This window comes from Paenibacillus sp. RS8 (genome assembly GCF_041956825.1).
Classification (GTDB): Bacteria; Bacillota; Bacilli; order Paenibacillales; family Paenibacillaceae; genus Paenibacillus_AQ.
In genome coordinates this window covers 6,693,439-6,711,630 of record NZ_CP168131.1, presented here as the reverse complement: position 1 = coordinate 6,711,630, position 18,192 = coordinate 6,693,439, and the positions used below count along the sequence as shown (strand labels likewise).

The following is an 18,192-nucleotide window of genomic DNA, read 5'->3' as shown; positions in this document are numbered from 1 at the left end:
CGACCCTGTAATAGGCGAAATATCTTAAGAGGTCGAAAGAAGGAATGTTAGAACAATGAATCTCGTGCATGGGATAATCCGCTGTCAGGAGACAGGTGTGGATATTCAAGAGTAACCCAAAACATACCGTTAGGTTAAGAAAAACTATCCCCCTGTCGTTTTCTTTCTTGCCAACGGTCTCATCGGAAACGGTGTCATTCTTGCATGGCTTCTTCATCTCTCATTCTGTCAAATAAGAGGAAATCTTAGATCGAGCGAGCAAACGAAAGCAGTAATTATTTTTATAGTGGGAGATGAATATAACAATATGTCTAAAACACAACTGTAAGTGCTTTTGGATCTACAGTAAATAGTCATGAAATTGAGAGGAGTGGAATGTAGTAATATGATAATGAGAATTGGAGAGAATTTCAATCTAATAAATAAATCATTTAGAAGAAATTATACATTATATTTATTTTTGTTGGTGCCTGTTTTTTACTTTATAATATTCAAGTATATTCCTATGGCGGGAAACATTCTTGCTTTTAGAAAGTATGTGCCTGGACAATCTTATTTTGGAGTGAAGTGGGAAGGCTTTAAATATTTCGAAATGTTTTTACAAGATCCGCAATTTTGGAGTGCGTTTAAAAATACCCTAGTACTTAGTTTTGTGACTTTACTAATTACATTTCCGTTACCTATAATTTTTTCTTTAATGCTTAATGAAATTAATGGGAAGTATTTCAAGAAAGTAGCTCAATCAGTAACTATTATTCCTAAGTTCTTATCTGCAGTTGTAGTAATAATGATATTAAATACAATATTATCACCATCTAACGGGATTGTAAATTTGTTACTAGAGAAAATAGGTATTGGATCTATTTATTTTTTAAATGAAGCATCGTGGTTTAGGCCAGTATATATTGTTTCAGAAATATGGCAGTTTCTAGGATGGAATTCAATAATTTATATGGCAGTTTTAGCTTCAGCTGATCAACAACAATATGAAGCTGCTATGGTTGATGGTGCTAGTAGACTTCAACAAACTTTTCATATTACTATGCCATTGCTTTTGCCAACAATAGCAATAAATCTTATTATAGCCGTTGGTAATATACTCAATCTAGGCTTTGAAAAAATACTTTTAATGTATACTCCTTCAACATATGGTACATCAGATATTATCCAAACTTTTGTATATAGAATAGGTCTTATTGGAAATAACTTTAGTTATGGTACCGCAGTTGGCTTGTTCCAAAGTGTAATTAGCTTGGTATTGTTATGGATGACTAATAAAATCACCAAGAAATATTGGGGAAGTGGATTATGGTAAGGATGGTGGGGTTTAAATGAAAAAAAGTAGAAGTAGAAAAGTATTTGACATCACGAATTTGACTCTAATGGCATGCTTGACCTTAATGACAATATATCCAATTTTCAACCAATTAGCTTTATCTCTAAGTAGTACTGATGCGATTTTAAATGGTAAAGTAACATTATTTCCAATAGATTTCACTTTAACTACCTATAGAGATATTGCAAAAGAATCATTGTTCTGGGGGAATTATATAAATACTATTTGGTATACGATTGCTGGTACAGTTATTAGCCTAATATTAACAACTACGTGTGCGTATGCTTTATCTAAAAAGATTTTGCTAGGAAGAAAGGTAATATTAAGCCTTATAATATTTACTATGTTTTTTGGAGGTGGATTAATTCCGACCTTCATGCTTGTGAAAGATTTACATTTAACTGATAGCATTTGGGCGATTATTATACCATGGGTAATAGTCCCCTATCATATACTGCTTATGAAAACTTATTTTGAAGGATTACCAGGAGACTTAGAGGAAGCTGCATATGTAGACGGTTTAGGACAATTTAGTTTCTTTATTAAGATAGTACTTCCATTATCTAAACCTATATTGGCTACAATGACTTTATTTTCAGCAGTTTTATATTGGAATGATTGGTTCACTGCTCTAATTTATATTAATGATAGTGCTAAATATCCAGTAACTTTATACCTTAGAAATGTAATGATGGGAGCAACTATGGCATCTCAAACCGGCCAAACTATAGATGCTTCAGTTAAATCAATCCCGCAAGGCATACAAGCCGCTTCAATGATGCTTGTAATAACTCCTATATTATGCATTTATCCATTTGTTCAAAAGCACTTTGTTAAAGGAGTTATGATAGGAGCTATTAAAGGATAAAGACAAAGCTTATAGAACTTGGAACTGCTAGCAAGATATACCTTTCTATATTAAATTCTAGATGAAAGATTCTTGAACATTGTTACAAAATAATATATATATAATTTTGTAAACGTTTAACAAAATATTTTTCAATGGAGGGTAAAAAATGAAAAAAATTATTTCAACAGTATTAATGACAGCTCTAGCAATCTCTATGATTGCAGGATGTTCAGAGTCAAACTCTTCATCAAATTCAGGCCCAGCTAAGGATGGTTCAGATGATTCATTTGAAATATCAATGCTTTATTCAGATAACGCGAGTTATCCATATAAAGCTGACTGGAAAGTATGGGATATTATAAAAGAACATACTGGTGCAGAAATTAGTGTACAGGCAGTACCAGAGTCAGATTTCGAAGCGAAAAAACAAATCGTTTTTAACTCTGGGGACATTCCAGATATAATCACTAAAACATTTGCTTCTGAAGAAGATGGATTATCTGGATTACTTCTTCCTATTAGCCAATATGAAGATGAAATGCCTAACTATAAGAAGTTTTTAGAAGAGAGCGGTATGAAAGAAGAAATTGAAAGAACTAGATTGTCAGATGGAAATTACTATACATTACCAGTAAACGCTCACGAAACAAGGCTTCAAGATCAACAATGGTTAATAAGAAAAGATGTCTTTGAAAAAAATAACATTCCAATTCCTACAACCTTAGAAGAAATGTATGAAGCTGGATTTAAACTTAAGCAAATTTATCCTAATTCCACACCTCTTATAAATCGTTTTGGTTCCGGTAACATTATGGCAGCTATTGCTGCTGGATTTGGAACAGCAGCTGGTTGGTCATTAGAAAATGGAGAATACTATGATGCTAAAACTGATTCATGGACATTTGGACCAAGCACAGATAATTGGAAGAATATGTTGCAATTTACTAACAAGTTATTTCAAGATGGTGTTCTAGATCAAGAATTTGCAACTTTAGATAGTACTGTTTATGAACAAAAAATTGTAAAAGGTAATGCTTTTATATTATATGATTGGACAGGAAATATAAAGAGATATAATCTTCAAGGCAAACAAAATGATGCTGATTTTAACATGACTCCTATTTACCCATTGAAAGGTATAGATGGCAATTATGCAATCTCTTGGAAGAGTCAAGCTGCGCAAGGTTGGGTTTTCCCTGCAACATTGAAAGATGATAAGGACTTTAAAGATATATTAAAATTTATTGACTGGTGTTACACTGATGAAGCTGAAGTTTTATTAACGTTTGGTGTTAAAGATGAAACTTATAAAGAAGAAAATGGAGTATTAAAATATGTTGATGATAACGTTGATTATAATGCTGTATATGGTTTGAATAATAATAGTCTAGCAGTAAGACAACACTCAGATTTTTTATTTAGTTCTTTATCAAAAGAGCAAATAGACTTATTTGACAAAATAGCTAAAGATAATATTGTACCAATGCCTAATCCTAAATCACCGTTGACAGTAGAAAATATTGATAAAAGTAAAATGTATTCTTCAACACTTACAGATTTTGCTAATACTACAATGGAAAAATATATTTTCGGGAAAAGTTCAATTGATGATTGGGATAAAACTGTAAAAGAATTTGAAGCTAAAGGTAGTGAAAAACTTACTGAGATGTATAATGATGCCTGGAAGAACAGAATAAAACAATAATTTTAATTTACTCAACTTTCGAAGCTCAAATCTCCAAAGAAATTCTTAATAGCAAACCAATGAAAAATATGGCATTCCTAGACATCTAAAAAGTGAACATCTGAAAAGACGGCATTCATTCTAAGTTTTCTAGAATGAAATGTCGTCTTTTTGCTGTTTCAATCTTTTTGGTGTTATGCTATACGTCTTGTGGATAATTTCATCCAACGGACTTACTTTAGTGTTACTGTGTTACTTCTAGCCCATAATGTCCAGAGGTTGAGGGCATGAGATGTCCTGCTATTAACGGTCAATCTGTCCGCAGCAATGGAGAATAACAGAGAGAATCATGACAATTCTCCCTGAATCACACGCTTGACCATTTGGTCGTCCACAATCCGGTGCTTGTTCTGTGCGCCGTAGATTAAGGCATGTGTACACAGCTTGTTCACCAGCCGGGCGGCTCCGCTAGAGTAACTGTAGATTTCATCCATCGCCGCCTCCGTAAACAACTGTGGGTAATACGTAATGTTGTCACACGCAGGATGTACTAATGTCATAGATAACCTGAAGGTTTGTCATAGAAATCCCATAAAATTCGAGATAAATGCTTATATTAAGGGATTTGAGTGGTTGTTGCTTTAGATTACAATTATTCGGAAAGTGTCTTCTCATAAGATTGAAAATCCGAACGATGAAATAGCACTTTCCGAATCGGAAATTTGGAGAAGTTATGAATAAAATTGGAGAAAACATTCGATTATTAAGAAAAAGAATGGGATTAACCCAAATTGACTTTTCCAAGCAAATAGATATCTCACAAGGGACTCTTAGCGATATAGAACAAGGTCATTGTAATCCCTCGGTTGAAACGGTTCTATCTATACATGAAAATTATGGAGTCAGTTTAGAATTTATTTTAAAAGGAAATGAAGGTAATAAATCAGCGAAGATAATTTTTAAAGACACAATAAGTAATGAGGAAGAGTTAATTGATGTCATGAAAATACTTTCCCATGAAGCCCAATTAGAGATCCTTGACTATGCTAAATTTAAACTAAATAGCACCAAGAAAAAATAACGATACACGAGGTAAGCTATTAAGTCGTGTCTGAAAACACTTCATTGAGTTGAAAATGGCAGCCACGTATACAAACGCCAAGAATGACTTGGCTAGTTTGTCGTAGCGAGTAGCCACACGGCGAAAGTGTTTGATTTTATTGAAAATGCACTCCACTAAGTGGCGTTCTTTATACCGATACCAATGGACGTTCCATGGGTTTTGACTATTCGCTTTAGGCGGGATGGTGTAGGATGCCTGTTTTGCTGTGATCCAATTCCGAATCGCTCCGGAGCCATAGGCTTTGTCGCAAAGAATATGGCTTCCCGTAATGTCTAGCTCCTGCAGCAATTCGATCGCTGGAACGGATTCATAGACTTGACCTCCCGTTAGAAGAAAAATTAGAGGGTTTCCTAATCCATCGACAACAGTGTGAAGTTTGGTTGTCTTTCTGCCACGGCTGACGCCTATGTGCTGATTTACTTCGTGTCCGTCTGCGTTTTTTTGCACCGGCACTGTGTTGATGGGCTTTAACCGATGTTGAATCAATACTTAAGTTTTCAAAGTCAGGTTCGACCTGAAGGGCTTGGAACACTGTGACAAGCAGTCCGCTATCTCGCCACTTGCAGAAGCGACTGTACACTGTTTTCCATGAACCATAGCGTTCTTCCGGTAGATCGCGCCAGGCTGCACCACTCCGAGCAATCCATAGAAAAGCGTTAAACATGGTCCGTTCACTTAATTTTGACGGACGTCCTGTTGTGTAAGGTGGAAATAGATCCTTAATTTGATCCCACTGTCCATCTAACGTAGACGTTTCTGCACAGACACTCACGGACACCTCCGGCTCCGTGAGCACCTGTTCAATTCTTCCCGATTCGTAGCGTTTGTAGGGCACGAGTAGATCCGGGAGCTCATGGTGAATCTTGCGGCATCCCGCACACCGTAGCCTACGAATCACGAGTCGACGCAGCTCACCGCCCCCACCCCGGACCTTCCGCTCCCGACAACCGACAACCGACAACCTCTAATTTTTCTGTGCAGCACGGGCAGGGAACCTCCTCCGCACCCCTCACAAAAATCACCAAGGATCTTTTCAACCAGCGCATACTTTGTTACAATGACCATGTCTAGTGATGAAAGATATTTGCGGCGCGGCCTGTTCCAGCAGGTAACCAACGCCACGGAGGTATCCATTTTCCTTTGTTAGAATACGGTCATTATATCCGGCAACTTCCGGACAGGCAATCCCGCCAGCTTCGCGGCGTTATGGGTCAGCAGAAATATTACTGCTATATAAGTTGAATAAAAGTTCTACCCGAATTATCCTTCATGTCCAAAATCGGGAAATAAAGAGCAAGACGATCTAAAAAGGACGTGAAGAAAATGGGAATTGCGAACGAAATCGAAGCGGTGGAACAAGCCATGAAGCAAACAACAGATAAGCGAATCTATGAGCGTTATCTTGCGATTCGCCTTCGTTTGGAAGGACAGACCCTTGAGCAAATCGCTACAACCCTTCATCGCAGGCGAAAAACCATAGGTGGTTACGTGCATAAATATAAGGATGGTGGTCTATGTGCATTGGAGATGGATCATTCGTCGGGTAAGCCTCCAAAACTGACAGATCAACAAACCGATCAACTTACCCAAGTGCTCATCAACCAGCGTCCAGCAGGCGTTGGATTTGAAGCCAAATACACCTGGACGTTGAAACTTGCCACTCGTTATATTGAACGTGAATTCGGGAAAACATTTAACTTGCGTGGTCTGTCTTTACTTTTATACCGACTTGGGGTTAGCTACAAGAAAGCAACGTACACCTTGGCGGCTGCGGATCCCGAAGAGCAAAAAGAGTTTTGGGAGAAAACCGCAATGGATTTAAAAAAATGCTCATGGACGGACAAATTGATCACTTGCTCTTTGAAGACGAATCCATGATTCGTGCCTACCAGTCCCTGCAGTACAACTGGTTTCTTCGAGGACACCAGCGTCAGGTTAAACGTATGGCAAGCATGAGGGTGCTAAACTCTTTGGAACACTGGACTATGCAACGGAAAAAGTATTTTACCAGGAAAGTGAATCTTACGATGCAAAGGCGTTCATGTACTTCTTGGTATCGCTTCTCACCGAATATTCTACCGGACAAATCATTGTGGTACTGGACAATGGACGTATCCATAAAGCAGCTGCCATTGAAGATTTTCTACAGAATAATCCCCGACTCCAATTTGTGTTTCTGCCCAAATACTCTCCAGATCTAAATCCTATTGAGGGTCTTTGGAAGTGGCTCAAAAGCGATGTGATTCATAACGTTTTCTACGATAAAACGTACAAGATTCGAACGGCTGTCAGCCGATTCATGAAACGTATCAATCAGAATCCATTCGAAGTGATTGATCGACTGTGTCTTAATGTGTAATTATTCAGTTCAACTTATATAGCATACATTTCTTTCCGAAGTTAGAGTTGAAATTGTTTAAATATATTTAATTAATATTTATTCAGCCTTATAGATATGCGTGTAATATCTTTTTGAATATCTCGCCATTTGTTTTTGAATCAAATAAGTCATGAGATGCATTGCAGAAAATAATGTCCTGGCTGATGCTCTGTGACAGATAGGGTTTAATATTATCCGGCACAAATAATCCTAACGTTATTACAGAGTGGTCTTTACAGCGTTTCATAGCCCTGTAAAAGTTAACCAGTTCATAAGGCATTGCCGAGCTACAGAGCAATCGAATGTCTGAGTTTACAAAAGAGTCTTGAATCTTCGGTTCCCTTAACATACCGCAGTCAATCACTATGAAGTTATAATTATGATTTAATTCTTTCGTCATATAGAAGTCAGAACCTTCCATTGAATATGCGTTACCAGATTTATCGGGTTTGAATAACTGAATAATATGAGCTAAATGATTGTTAGTATTTGCCTCAACGTAACATGCACTTCCTCCGTGGGCGTTTATCCAACAAACCAGATTAAATGCAGTTGTAGTCACACCAACGCGCCGGTCGAATCCCGCGATGGCAATCGTAACGTTAGTGCAGTCAAACCGAAATTGTGTTATTTCTTCCACTGGTGATAGTTGATGTATCTCATCTAATGAGATTGACTCTCCTGCAGGATTTCGCCGCAGCATTCCCACTTCGGAAAAGCACACTCGGAGCTCACCTTGTATCATTTCTATAGCTTCAGCAGTAACTACATTCGGAACATCTGCCTGGAGCAGTCCTTGTAAAAAAGGACTGCTCTCCGGCAGCCCTTCCGAAATCACAATAACTCTCATTTCATACATCATCTGAAATGATAAAATTGCTTGCATCATTTCTTCGTCAGTCTCATTTATTGCTCCACGGTCAATTGCTAAATAGCGAACATGACTATAGAACCGCATATCTTTGACAACAAAGGAATTGAGAGAAAACGACCCGATTAGCTTCTTTACTGGCAGTTCAAACTCTTCCTCAATAAAATCAAGCAGATTAACTTTGTTACTACTCGTCAGATATAGAATCATCATTTTACCCTTCCTTCTTGAATAACAAAATGATCCCGATGACCACCAGTCCCATGTAGAAGAAAAGCTCTATGAGCTGTTTCTTTTTGTCCACGCTCATCGTCCTCCTGCTGTTCCCATATAAGCAAACTTATATTCTGGGATATCAAAGTGGACATGCAATCTCTTGGAGCCAATCATCAACAAAGCATGTTCACGCTTTTTGCTAGCAAGAAGTTCCACTTCTGCATCCGTTAGGTTGTAAAGCTCTCGCGTTTCCTGGAGGTTTTTCCCGTCTGTTCCCATCAGCATTTTGATACAAGGAATATCCAAGAGTGCTTGCCCGTACATCTTAACTTCAGGAGCTAGAAAGTCGACAACACTGTGAGAGATAATTGCAAGTCCGGCTTCATATTTTCGAGAGCGTTTCTCTACATTTCGTAAGAATACTAGGCTCTGCGGGACGTTAGGGTCGATCATCAAATAACACTCATCACAGATCAGCAGGACGCGCTCTGTCCGGTCCTGAGACATTTGCTCCCAGCACCAGGATAAGAGGTTAAAGTATTGGGTTCTCTTGATATTCTCAGAAGTATTCTGAAGAGTATGCGTGTCCAAGCAAATGCAGCGGCTATGGGTTTGTATGGTACTGTGACCATTCCATAAAAAAGAGTCCCCACCATGTGCAATATCATGCAGCAGTAGGGACAAATCTTTATAAACTTCATCTCCAAGCTTCTTTTCCTGGCCATGAATCAGAGCGTAGAGGTCAGAAAAAGTAGGGAAGTTGGTGCTGGTTAGTTTCATAATATCCGTGGTCCAAGTAATCTCAAACTGATTATATAACTCAATCAAGCACTGTTTGAGAACAGCTTTTTGCATCATTGTAAGATCAGGGATGTAGAGGTTAAAGAAGATTTCCAGATTCTTCAGATGCAGCGCCATGTCGGACATTCCGTGACCGTCATCCTTATATAATGGAAATTCCTCATTCTCTTCATCGCGGGGAGCTGGCCGAATTTGCAGCGGATTAATTCTACCATTCGATCCACCTCCCGCGTTTATCCAGTCGCCATTTAGCCTCTGGCAAAGCTCCTTATATTCCGACTCTGGATCAATAAAAATAACTTTGGTACCCTTCATGTATTCACTAAGTGCCACATGTTTTACAGCTGTAGATTTACCTACGCCGGCTACGCCCATTATGACGATGTTTGAATTGGTTCGGTCGCCGCCACGTTTCCATGTATCGACGATGACCAATCCGCCGCTAGCGTCCTTAGCGAAATAATAACCATTTCCGTCGTTGAAGCCAGAGCTTGCAAAGGGGAAGCCTCCAACGAAGGTACTCATCGGCATGATTTTATTTAGGATATCCCCAATTTGATCTTGTGCCGGGTACATGGGGGATAGGTGACGAAAGCCCTCTTTTTGAAGATGGGCCAGGTTGCGAATTTTGCAGCGCATCATACTTAAGGTGTTTTCAACACGTCTACATGCGCGAGTGAACTGCTTATCATCTTCCGCAAATGGCATGACCATTATATTCATAAGGCCAACCGTTTCACCGTTTTGGTCAATCTGCATCATAATATTCTCACCGTCCGTAGATGCCTTGTCTGCTCGTTGACGGGTTAGAGGATCTTTAGCACTGTCAGCCATGCTGCGATTTTGTGTAATGGATTTGGATATTGCGGAGATTAAGGCGCTATTGTCTATAGGTTGAAAACCGATAGATACCATGGTAGATGGAATATTGGTTAGAGTGGAGAGCCAACCGACTTCTGCTTTGGGAGGATACTGAATGACGCCATACATTTTAGCTGTTTGTTCACCAATCACAAGGGCATTACGAGAAAACTCCAAGCCCATAGGAGTGATTGCGTTTAAAAGCGATGGATTCACAGATAGAGATGGAAATGTGGGTTTCAAAATATCATTTCTCCTTTCTGCTTATGATCCAGAAGGGGCCACCTGCTGCTGCATTCTTTCGGGCTTCGTTCAGAATAGTCGAGAAATCCCATGCCTGCTCGCTTCGCTTTCTACTAGCTGGATCGGCGACAAGAATTTTGCCTTCAGTGGTGACACCTCGAAGTACCATGAAATGACCGGAGGAAGTGAAATGACCTTTACCCATAATGGCAACAACAAGTTTTCCACTGTATAAGGCATTAATAATAGTTTGTCTGTCTTTTTGAGCTGCACCTTGCACATTCAAACCAAAATGCTGAGCTCCATCAGGAATCAAGCTATGGTAGCTGCCGGTTCCTTCAGCTAAATAACCATTGTCATAGGCCCACTTAGCCATAGTCACAGGATCGATACTTTTATCTGAAAACGTCGATACAACAATTGCTAATGAAGTTGGACCGCATCCAGACACTCCAATGGTATCCCTGGGACCGTAAGGCTTATCTGCCCAACGGGAGTCCATTTGGTTGTAGTAGACAACTTCACGACTTCCATCCTTAAACGTTACTCCCTCATATTGCTGTCCCTGACTTTCTAAATAACCCTCGTCGGTATTTTGTAGAATTTGTGTAAAGCCATAGTCGATACGCATTTCATTTACAATGGGAGCTTCATCAGCCGAGAGCCAAATTTTGAGTGACTCTATGGGGGAGGTAAGCAGTTGTAGAACCATAGCGATGAGAACTAACAAGGTGGCTGCCGGAACTAAAACCAGCAGCAATATTCGTTTGCGAGCTTGTTCGTCGGAATCAATTTTCTGGGATATTTTGGAGAGTAACTTCGCGGTGAAGGGATCCAAATTCTACACCTCCAACTTCGCAAGAAACGGAATCACATTTTCTGGTTCGGTCGTTTCGAGGTGAGTGTAAGAGGGATTGTTAACTAGGTTACATAACTGAACGATGTCTTGCTGTTTTAAAAGTTGGGTCTGCACTTGGCCATCTTCAAAATGCTGGGCAAGCCGTTTGGCTTTGTCCAAGAGCTCCCGTTCAGCCCCCTCATTTTGTCGCTGCCAGAGGATTAAATAAAATTGTCTCTCAACTACTTCACCTGAGAGAGTGAGCGTGTTCATCTCCAACATTTCTTGCCGGAGCAGTTCTTTCTGCTTAGGATCTGCTGTAGAGAGTAATGCACTGAGTTCTGAAATTAGAGGGGATATATCTACAGGGCGGCTTACCGCAAGAAACTTAAATGGAAAGTTGAAAGAAGATAATTCAGCTGTCAGCTTGCTAATAAGCATCCGCTTTTCAGAGGTACTCAATAAATCCAGGCTAATCGGGAAGATCCGTAAATAGCTCATCAGCCAACCGTCTTGTGTATGAAGGAAGTTCCAATGAATGTCTTGTACTTGTACGAATTCTTGTGCTGTTTGCATGGCAAGGTCAGTGGTGATGTTGGATTTTGATTTACTTTTCATGAGGCGAAATAAAACTGCTCCTCCGCCAAGAAGGCAGAGGAGCAGTACAATGATGGGCAGCAGCATAAAAGCAGCACCAACTTTCTATTTTGTTTTTTTCGGTGCAATATGCCAATCAGAGAATAGGTTCCCGGAGATTGTAATCGTTTCTTGCAGTTGAAGAGTCAACATGCCTTCGGGTGTCCAGGCATCCAGAATACGTGTAATTGGGATATAGGGTCCATCAGGGAACCACACCGGCGTAAAGTGCACTCGACTTTGGTAGGAGGAGTATTCATTGCTCTTTAACCAAAAATAGGCGTCTACTCCACCAGATTTCAAGTCATGTAGTCGCCAGTAGGTTTGATAAGAAAACTCCGGGAAATAGGTAACTGCGTGCTGAGCACCGGTGATGTTACTACTAGGAGCATTAGAAGAGATAGCGCTGTTGTTAGATATCTCAATGCCATATCCTGATTTCATCTTACTGGAGGAAAGAGATGGTGATTTAGTATCGGGGACGACTGATTGAGTGGCAGAGAGGGAAGCGAAATAACTAGTCCAGATATAATCCCACCAACCTCGATCTTCCCAATATCCATAGTCTATCCAATAGCCGGTATCTTTTCCGGTACTGTGCCATTGCCAGTTAGAAATCCAGATCCAGTATTCATGCCAACTAGCCGACCAGATTCCCCAGGAGGCAGTAGTTTTTGATGGATAGTTAGGAACTGTAGGGAGATGAAATGAATCGTTACGATCTTTGGCAGTAGGATTGGGTGGGGGATTTTGGTTTAGATCGACAATAGAAGCTGTTATAGAAGAGACACTAAGTGTACCGTTAGTTGAACTCACCTGAATGGAAACTGATTGTGGACTGCTAGGTGTGTGCCATTTTATCCAAACCAACTGACTGTCGCCTTCAGGAATGACGATATTCGTCACTGTGTAAGTGCTGCCCATAATCGCAAATGCAACTCTTGCCGGATTATCAGGTGTGATTTCAGCAGAGGTGGAAAGATGAACGGAGGTAATCACATCGGTATCTGTTCGGTATTGGTAGCTCGTCTGACTGGGGGAGGGGATAGTAGGGACGTTACTAAAGCGGACGATACCCAAACCAAGGGAAGTAATTATTTGATCGTTACTAACACGACTGCTCGTAGAACTATTCCAAGCGGGGAAGCCAAGGTCGGAAGTCTCTAAGAACATTGAAAGTGGTAAATTCTGATGGGTAAGGCTAACCATTTTGGAACGTAAGCCACCGTTTAGAATTTGATCGTATAATGCAGTTTCATGAGCTGTCATTCCTATAAAGCCACCTTCAAAAGTAAAGTAGGCTATCGGCTCTAAGAGCAGCTTATAGTTGCCAATCGTTAAGAGGTCATAGTCTATTGCTGTATCATTTGAAATCATTTTTATTGCTCCTTCAGAGCAAAAGTACTTTTTTATAACCTCGATATTCGTTATGCCTCCACCTGAACTGATGATCTGAGGAATTGGCAGTGCGGGGGTTTGGTAAGCATATCCTCCAACTCGAACACTAAGATTTGTTCCATTGCGATATTGCATTTTGCTGACTTTTCCAAAATGAATTAAGTTCGATGAAGGTTTCTTATTTGTATAATCCACAGGAGTAGATACTGGTGCTTCATCTGATACACGAATAACTGTCACTCTAACCCCATCGTAGCCAGGTACCCACTTATTTTGGGACGTTCCAGATCCCATGTCGCCTCCGCCATTATCAATATTCCCATCACCAGTGCCATCAGCAAAAGAAGTAAGCTGAAAAAGGGAAAGCGCAAGTATTGAAGAAAGAAGAAATAATAGAAGCCGGTTCAAAAGATTCACCTCCAAAAATAGAAGGGGCTGTCCCATAAGTAGATTTTTACGAGCGGAGAAAGACCCTCTTCATTTTCAAAATCGCAAAAAGTCAACAGAGCAGCGATTCTCCTGTTATTGGAGGATCGCTGCTCTGCGTAATTGGTCATTTGCAGCTTGCTTCAGTAGATTGTGGGCAAGGGAAAGCCACCCGACTTCAAGCGTCACTTTTTCCATGCCGCGAAGCATAAACCACCGGAAGCCCTGGTTATTCTTCAGTTGTCCAAACACACTTTCCGGTTCTGTCATTCGACGTACGGCCAAAGCGTAGCCTTCCTCGCTTTGCAAGATTGCCCGAGCTTGCTTCTGGTACCGCAGTCGTTCCAGACTTACAACCACTTCCCGATTTCCTGTTGCCTTTGTACACCGTTCCTTCAGCGGGCAACCGTCGCAACTTAAGCTGCGGTAATGACGTTTTCCAATTTCATATCCACTCTCCAAGAGTTCCTTACTTTCCTTGCGGAAATGCAGCGTTTGTCCGGTGGGGCATATCCACGTATCTTTGGCTTTGTCATAGGTCCAGTTCTCAATCTTTCCGACATTCTCTTTCCATGCTTTGCTCTTTTCTTTATGGTAGCTGCCGTATTTCACTACCGCCTGAATCTCTTTCTTTTCCAGATAGGCGTAGTTTTTTTCACTGCAGTAGCCTGCATCCGCAACTACCGTCCCAGGAAGTTTTCCTAGGATCTGCCTTGCCTTTTCCAGGTGCGGCTGTAAACAACGGGTATCGGTAGGTCTTGGGTGTAGGCTGTAGGCTGTAGGCCAAAATAAATTGGTTTTCTGTTCCAATCTGTACATTGTAACCCGGTTTGAGTTGACCATTCCGCATGTGGTCTTCCTTCATCCGCATGAAGGTCGCGTCCGGATCGGTCTTGCTGAAGCTGTTCCGGTCGCCAAGCAGTATTTGGTACCGCTCATACTTCAGTAGCCTAGGCAGCAAATCCTTGCGAATCTGCCGAACGGCTTTTTTCAGGGGCTTGTCTTTGGGTTTTTCCAATAGCTGGGCTTCGAGCTTCTGCGCTGCTAGTTCGAGTTTCTCGCTGTTCCACTCAGAAGACTCCCCGAGTTCAAGGAGGTCGTTTCCGTGGTGCTCGCGTTCTTCTTGGTCTTCTGCCGCTTCAATGCTCGCGAACAGGGCGTGTACCTTCTCCTGTAATTTCAATTTGTTCTTGTTGACCGCTTTGCCCCACACAAAGGTGTAGCGATTGGCATTCGCCTCGATTTTGGTTCCGTCCACAAAGTAATGCTCTAGCGAAACGTATTTTTCGTCAGACAAAACTGAAGCACGGCGGTAAATACCGTTTCAAGAACGTCCTTCATTCGCTGGGAACTGAAGCGATAAAAGTGCGGAAGTCGGGTCGCTGCCGTCCGGCCAGCCACATAAAGGGAATATTCCCCCGTACCGCTTTGGCGATTTGGCGAGACGAATAGATTTGCTGGGTGTACGCGTAGATAATAACTTTGGTGAGCATTTTAGGGTGGTAGCTGTCGCGGCCGCCGCCAGGATAGGCAACGTCAAAGATGGTGTCGTCCAGCCGATTGACGGCTGCGTTCACGACACGAACGAGGTGATTTTCCGGTATGTCTTCTTCCAGATCCATTGGCAAGCAAAGTTGGTCCATGGTATATTGAATGTACAAAGAAATCGCTCCTTTTGAATGGTTGGGTGGTACCTCCATTTTACCAAAAGGGCGATTTCTTTTTGTGATTTTAAAGAAGATTGTAGAAACTTTTTCTGCTCAAAGCAGCGGAGAGGACGGACTGATTGCTGAAAAGCGGTAGCGGTCGCCTTGGTCTCCGGATTTTTACCGCTAAGGGAAATAAATAAAATCTGGAGAGCACAGCGATTGGAGCAAGGGTCCGTTCGCGGAGCGTCCACACCACGTACACAAGTCAATCCGACTCAAAAACAGCGGGGCGGTCCCAAGCAGCCAGTTCACTTATGGGACAGCCCCTTCTTAAATAAGGATTGAATTGGACTAGTCCATTGACCCCACTTGTTTGTTCCAATCGCCATCTGATTCACTGGTGCTTCCCTTATTGTCACCTTGATCCTCAACCCATCCAAAGCCAGGAACGTAAACCTTCCCATCATTATTTTTAGCTCCAGCCTTTGGTTCATCTTTTGGTTTATTAGGTTGAGTTGTCTTTTCCTCATAAGCTGGAGTAGAAGCGGGAGATTGTGGTTTTGTAGAAGCCTTAACCTTTGGCTTAGGTGGCTGGGTAGGTTTATGTGTTTTTGCAGGTTGTGTAATAGGTACTTCCACGTTCTTTTTTTCCTTTTCAGGCTGAAGTATAGGAGTTTCAGATATGGTAGGCTGAGGGGTGATTTCGGCAACAGAGATGGGGGATGGACTTGGGATTGGATTCTGAGAGGAGTTAGTAGGGCTTGGCTCTATTTCAGAAATATTGATTTTAGAAGGATCTATCGATGATACAGTATTTGTTGATTCAGGTATTTGACTACTGTTCTGATGTGGCCATGCCGCCCAAGTGACAATAAGGCTAACAATCACAATTCCTCCGGCAAAAGCCCATATCTTTCGCTTCATGGTTCTCGACTCCTTATAGCATATTTGTGTTCTTACGAAAGGATCCCGTACTTCTATTTTACTGTATAATTCTGTAAAATCCAATGAAATTAGCTAACATAATATTTTTCAATGAGTTTATGAGCTGAACCGAGGCATATATACTGCTTTAACATGTAACTCTGCCTTCATTGGAGGTAAATGCCCCCAGCCAAAGGAAAGTGGCACTTCTAGCTGTATTACTGCTTCGGCTGTGAATTGCTCTATGGTGTTCGGAGAAGAAGGAGCGAACGGTGCATTGATAAGAGTTACTACTAAACCGGATAAACTATATTCCACCTGATCTCCAATCAGTTTGGCATATCTTGTCCCTTGTTGGGCCAGTCCCAAATTCTCTTGTAGCCGAGGATAGATATGTCCTGTGGAGACCTGCTCCTGCCATTCGTTTTCGGACCGTAAATAACCGCCGGAGTAACTTTGCCGCAGGCTACTGTATACATTACTGTAGTTTTCAGCAACCACGGCAATAATGGAGCTTTGCACGGCATCACGTACACCACTGGCGATAATCGTTAGTCTCATATATTCAAAAATTACACTAGAAAACATTAGTATTGCCAATACAATGGCAACAACTAACGGAAAGCCATTTCCGGATTTGTTAGTCACCCACTTCATTTCCAATACACCTCAGACTTTCCTTGAGCTCTAGCGGAGAGTTCAATGGGAAAGGAGCCGAAATCTCCAAATAGTCCGATGTTAACAGTGGTTTTCAAAGTTACCGTTACATCTTCGTTAATTTGAATTTCTCCGGTTCTACTCCACACAATTGTAGGGTATAGGCCAGTTTGTGTTTGTAATTCACTAGCACGCCTATTAGTCTCATTGCCAACCCTACCGGATATCTCAGCTTCTCGTACCAGTTCCGCGGCGAAAGTGTCCAGTTGATTCTTTACGACAAAGACCGGAAACACCTTGATCGCCAGAGCTACGCATAATATAGCAGCCAATACTAGCACCACCACATCGACGTAACCTTCTCCGCGCTTACTTCGGAGGATGGACACCTAGCATTCCTCCCTTCCTTCTGGATGGTATGCATCAGAATAACTTGCCCATCGCTCTCATGATCTCCATGCCCAAAATGACAATGTACATTAACATAAAGCATCCGAGCATATAGAATGAATACTTGCGTACTTTGCCTGGACGCTTCATTGCAATAAGCTTGACACGCTGAATCTCTACCAATTTGAAGTCATGTGCGAGCATTTCAAAATAGACAACTCCCTGATCACCACGCAATACGGCTAGCAACCCCCGTACAATATCTGATAACATCGTGCTGCCAATACGTGTCTCGAGCCTCAGCAGTGCCGTCTCCTGATTGCCGCTCTTTATATCCGCTATAGTGATAAATAATTCGCTCTGCAAGCTGCTCCCGGCATTCTTGGCGTAGACCTCAAGCATCCGCAGCACGTCTCTAGTAGCTTTAAGCTCCTGCGCGATAGTGGCTACAAACCGGGGGAGTTCAGCTTCAATGTCTTCTCTCTTTTTGCGAACGGATTCACTTGCCGCACTTATGTTTTTGAAGAATACAGTGATTGCTAAAAAGATAAAGAGTGGTGAAATCAGCGGTAAAATTGGCAGACTCACTAATCCTCCACCAAAAATTAAACCCGCTTTTACAATTGAATGAGCTACATAGGCTTGTGGGGTTAGTGGAATGCCAGCTGACTGAAGGGTTGCAGCCGTTTTACGTCTAAAGTAATCGCTTAGTCGAAGCTTAGGAGCTAGCCAGGAAGACATACGAAAGATGAGAGCATCGAAGGTAGAACTGTTTTTCTTCCCAGTTCGTGCGACCTGAATGACTGCCTTTGAGGCAGCAAGTGTAGGAAGTTTAATCAGGTCTGTGATAACGAGATAAGATCCAGCAGCGAAAAACAAACCAATGAACATTAGTAATCTGGACATCAT

Annotated in this window: 15 protein-coding genes and 4 pseudogenes; 6 read left to right on the top strand and 13 right to left on the bottom strand. The window is 41.4% G+C overall.

The window, feature by feature from the left end:
* The first annotated feature begins 505 nt into the window (after nucleotides 1-505).
* The 3 genes from ACDZ28_RS31430 (at nucleotide 506) to ACDZ28_RS31420 (ending at nucleotide 3,891) form a co-directional block, all read left to right on the top strand.
* Complete coding sequence (locus tag ACDZ28_RS31430) at nucleotides 506-1,315, top strand: ABC transporter permease (RefSeq protein WP_375103647.1); 810 nt, start codon at nucleotides 506-508, stop codon at nucleotides 1,313-1,315.
* 16 nt (nucleotides 1,316-1,331) lie between these two features.
* Complete coding sequence (locus ACDZ28_RS31425) at nucleotides 1,332-2,204, top strand: carbohydrate ABC transporter permease (RefSeq protein ID WP_375103646.1); 873 nt, start codon at nucleotides 1,332-1,334, stop codon at nucleotides 2,202-2,204.
* 148 nt (nucleotides 2,205-2,352) lie between these two features.
* Entirely contained in the window at nucleotides 2,353-3,891 is a 1,539-nt protein-coding gene (locus ACDZ28_RS31420; protein WP_375103645.1) for a hypothetical protein, read from the top strand.
* Between the two features lie 326 nt (nucleotides 3,892-4,217).
* On the opposite strand, the gene ACDZ28_RS31415 is transcribed toward ACDZ28_RS31420, so the two are convergent.
* A complete protein-coding gene (locus ACDZ28_RS31415; protein ID WP_375103644.1) occupies nucleotides 4,218-4,430 on the bottom strand; it encodes a hypothetical protein in 213 nt (70 codons plus the stop codon).
* A 173-nt stretch (nucleotides 4,431-4,603) separates the two neighbouring features.
* On the opposite strand from ACDZ28_RS31415, the gene ACDZ28_RS31410 reads away from it, so the two are divergent.
* Complete coding sequence (locus ACDZ28_RS31410) at nucleotides 4,604-4,951, top strand: helix-turn-helix domain-containing protein (protein WP_375103643.1); 348 nt, start codon at nucleotides 4,604-4,606, stop codon at nucleotides 4,949-4,951.
* Nucleotides 4,952-5,005: 54 nt separating this feature from the next.
* On the opposite strand, the pseudogene ACDZ28_RS31405 reads toward ACDZ28_RS31410, so the two are convergent.
* Nucleotides 5,006-5,765, bottom strand: a pseudogene (locus ACDZ28_RS31405) (IS5 family transposase); the annotation flags it as partial.
* A pseudogene (locus ACDZ28_RS31400) lies at nucleotides 5,748-5,954 on the bottom strand (DUF6431 domain-containing protein); the annotation flags it as partial. The pseudogenes ACDZ28_RS31400 and ACDZ28_RS31405, both read right to left, overlap by 18 nt.
* Nucleotides 5,955-6,316: 362 nt before the next feature.
* Here ACDZ28_RS31400 and ACDZ28_RS31395 point away from each other — a divergent pair.
* A pseudogene (locus ACDZ28_RS31395) lies at nucleotides 6,317-7,352 on the top strand (IS630 family transposase).
* 88 nt (nucleotides 7,353-7,440) lie between these two features.
* On the opposite strand, the gene ACDZ28_RS31390 reads toward ACDZ28_RS31395, so the two are convergent.
* The 6 genes and pseudogenes from ACDZ28_RS31390 to ACDZ28_RS31365 form a co-directional block, all read right to left on the bottom strand.
* The gene (locus tag ACDZ28_RS31390) at nucleotides 7,441-8,457 is read right to left on the bottom strand and encodes a hypothetical protein (protein ID WP_375103642.1); all 1,017 of its coding nucleotides are present in this window, start codon (nucleotides 8,455-8,457) and stop codon (nucleotides 7,441-7,443) included.
* Nucleotides 8,458-8,550: 93 nt separating this feature from the next.
* Complete coding sequence (locus tag ACDZ28_RS31385) at nucleotides 8,551-10,365, bottom strand: VirB4 family type IV secretion system protein (protein WP_375103641.1); 1,815 nt, start codon at nucleotides 10,363-10,365, stop codon at nucleotides 8,551-8,553.
* A 4-nt stretch (nucleotides 10,366-10,369) separates the two neighbouring features.
* The gene (locus ACDZ28_RS31380) at nucleotides 10,370-11,203 is read right to left on the bottom strand and encodes a C39 family peptidase (RefSeq protein WP_375103640.1); all 834 of its coding nucleotides are present in this window, start codon (nucleotides 11,201-11,203) and stop codon (nucleotides 10,370-10,372) included.
* Between the two features lie 3 nt (nucleotides 11,204-11,206).
* The gene (locus tag ACDZ28_RS31375) at nucleotides 11,207-11,887 is read right to left on the bottom strand and encodes a hypothetical protein (RefSeq protein WP_375103639.1); all 681 of its coding nucleotides are present in this window, start codon (nucleotides 11,885-11,887) and stop codon (nucleotides 11,207-11,209) included.
* Between the two features lie 18 nt (nucleotides 11,888-11,905).
* A complete protein-coding gene (locus ACDZ28_RS31370) occupies nucleotides 11,906-13,654 on the bottom strand; it encodes a hypothetical protein (protein ID WP_375105450.1) in 1,749 nt (582 codons plus the stop codon).
* Nucleotides 13,655-13,759: 105 nt separating this feature from the next.
* A pseudogene (locus tag ACDZ28_RS31365) lies at nucleotides 13,760-15,324 on the bottom strand (IS1182 family transposase).
* Here ACDZ28_RS31365 and ACDZ28_RS31360 point away from each other — a divergent pair.
* Nucleotides 15,317-15,466: a hypothetical protein gene (locus tag ACDZ28_RS31360; RefSeq protein WP_169744084.1), complete on the top strand. Its 150-nt coding sequence runs from the start codon at nucleotides 15,317-15,319 to the stop codon at nucleotides 15,464-15,466. The pseudogene ACDZ28_RS31365 and the gene ACDZ28_RS31360 sit on opposite strands and share 8 nt — an antisense overlap.
* Before the next feature lie 197 nt (nucleotides 15,467-15,663).
* Here ACDZ28_RS31360 and ACDZ28_RS31355 read toward each other — a convergent pair whose 3' ends face one another.
* From ACDZ28_RS31355 to ACDZ28_RS31340, 4 genes are all read right to left on the bottom strand, one after another.
* Entirely contained in the window at nucleotides 15,664-16,236 is a 573-nt protein-coding gene (locus ACDZ28_RS31355) for a DUF6550 family protein (RefSeq protein ID WP_375103638.1), read from the bottom strand.
* 117 nt (nucleotides 16,237-16,353) lie between these two features.
* Nucleotides 16,354-16,893, bottom strand: a complete 540-nt coding sequence (locus ACDZ28_RS31350) for a hypothetical protein (protein WP_375103637.1) — start codon at nucleotides 16,891-16,893, stop codon at nucleotides 16,354-16,356.
* A complete protein-coding gene (locus ACDZ28_RS31345) occupies nucleotides 16,890-17,282 on the bottom strand; it encodes a DUF4320 family protein (protein WP_375103636.1) in 393 nt (130 codons plus the stop codon). The genes ACDZ28_RS31350 and ACDZ28_RS31345 overlap by 4 nt, the downstream gene beginning before the upstream one ends.
* Nucleotides 17,283-17,316: 34 nt before the next feature.
* A complete protein-coding gene (locus tag ACDZ28_RS31340) occupies nucleotides 17,317-18,192 on the bottom strand; it encodes a secretion protein F (RefSeq protein WP_375103635.1) in 876 nt (291 codons plus the stop codon).

What these genes read in the sequence shown, in the direction of transcription:
- ACDZ28_RS31430 (WP_375103647.1), top strand. Translation starts at nt 506, where the DNA reads ATGGCGGGAAACATTCTTGCTTTTAGAAAGTATGTGCCTGGACAATCT.
- ACDZ28_RS31425 (WP_375103646.1), top strand. Translation starts at nt 1,332, where the DNA reads ATGAAAAAAAGTAGAAGTAGAAAAGTATTTGACATCACGAATTTGACT.
- ACDZ28_RS31420 (WP_375103645.1), top strand. Translation starts at nt 2,353, where the DNA reads ATGAAAAAAATTATTTCAACAGTATTAATGACAGCTCTAGCAATCTCT.
- ACDZ28_RS31415 (WP_375103644.1), bottom strand. Translation starts at nt 4,430, where the DNA reads ATGACATTAGTACATCCTGCGTGTGACAACATTACGTATTACCCACAG.
- ACDZ28_RS31410 (WP_375103643.1), top strand. Translation starts at nt 4,604, where the DNA reads ATGAATAAAATTGGAGAAAACATTCGATTATTAAGAAAAAGAATGGGA.
- ACDZ28_RS31390 (WP_375103642.1), bottom strand. Translation starts at nt 8,457, where the DNA reads ATGATGATTCTATATCTGACGAGTAGTAACAAAGTTAATCTGCTTGAT.
- ACDZ28_RS31375 (WP_375103639.1), bottom strand. Translation starts at nt 11,887, where the DNA reads ATGCTGCTGCCCATCATTGTACTGCTCCTCTGCCTTCTTGGCGGAGGA.
- ACDZ28_RS31360 (WP_169744084.1), top strand. Translation starts at nt 15,317, where the DNA reads ATGTACAAAGAAATCGCTCCTTTTGAATGGTTGGGTGGTACCTCCATT.
- ACDZ28_RS31355 (WP_375103638.1), bottom strand. Translation starts at nt 16,236, where the DNA reads ATGAAGCGAAAGATATGGGCTTTTGCCGGAGGAATTGTGATTGTTAGC.
- ACDZ28_RS31350 (WP_375103637.1), bottom strand. Translation starts at nt 16,893, where the DNA reads ATGAAGTGGGTGACTAACAAATCCGGAAATGGCTTTCCGTTAGTTGTT.
- ACDZ28_RS31340 (WP_375103635.1), bottom strand. Translation starts at nt 18,192, where the DNA reads ATGATGTCCAGATTACTAATGTTCATTGGTTTGTTTTTCGCTGCTGGA.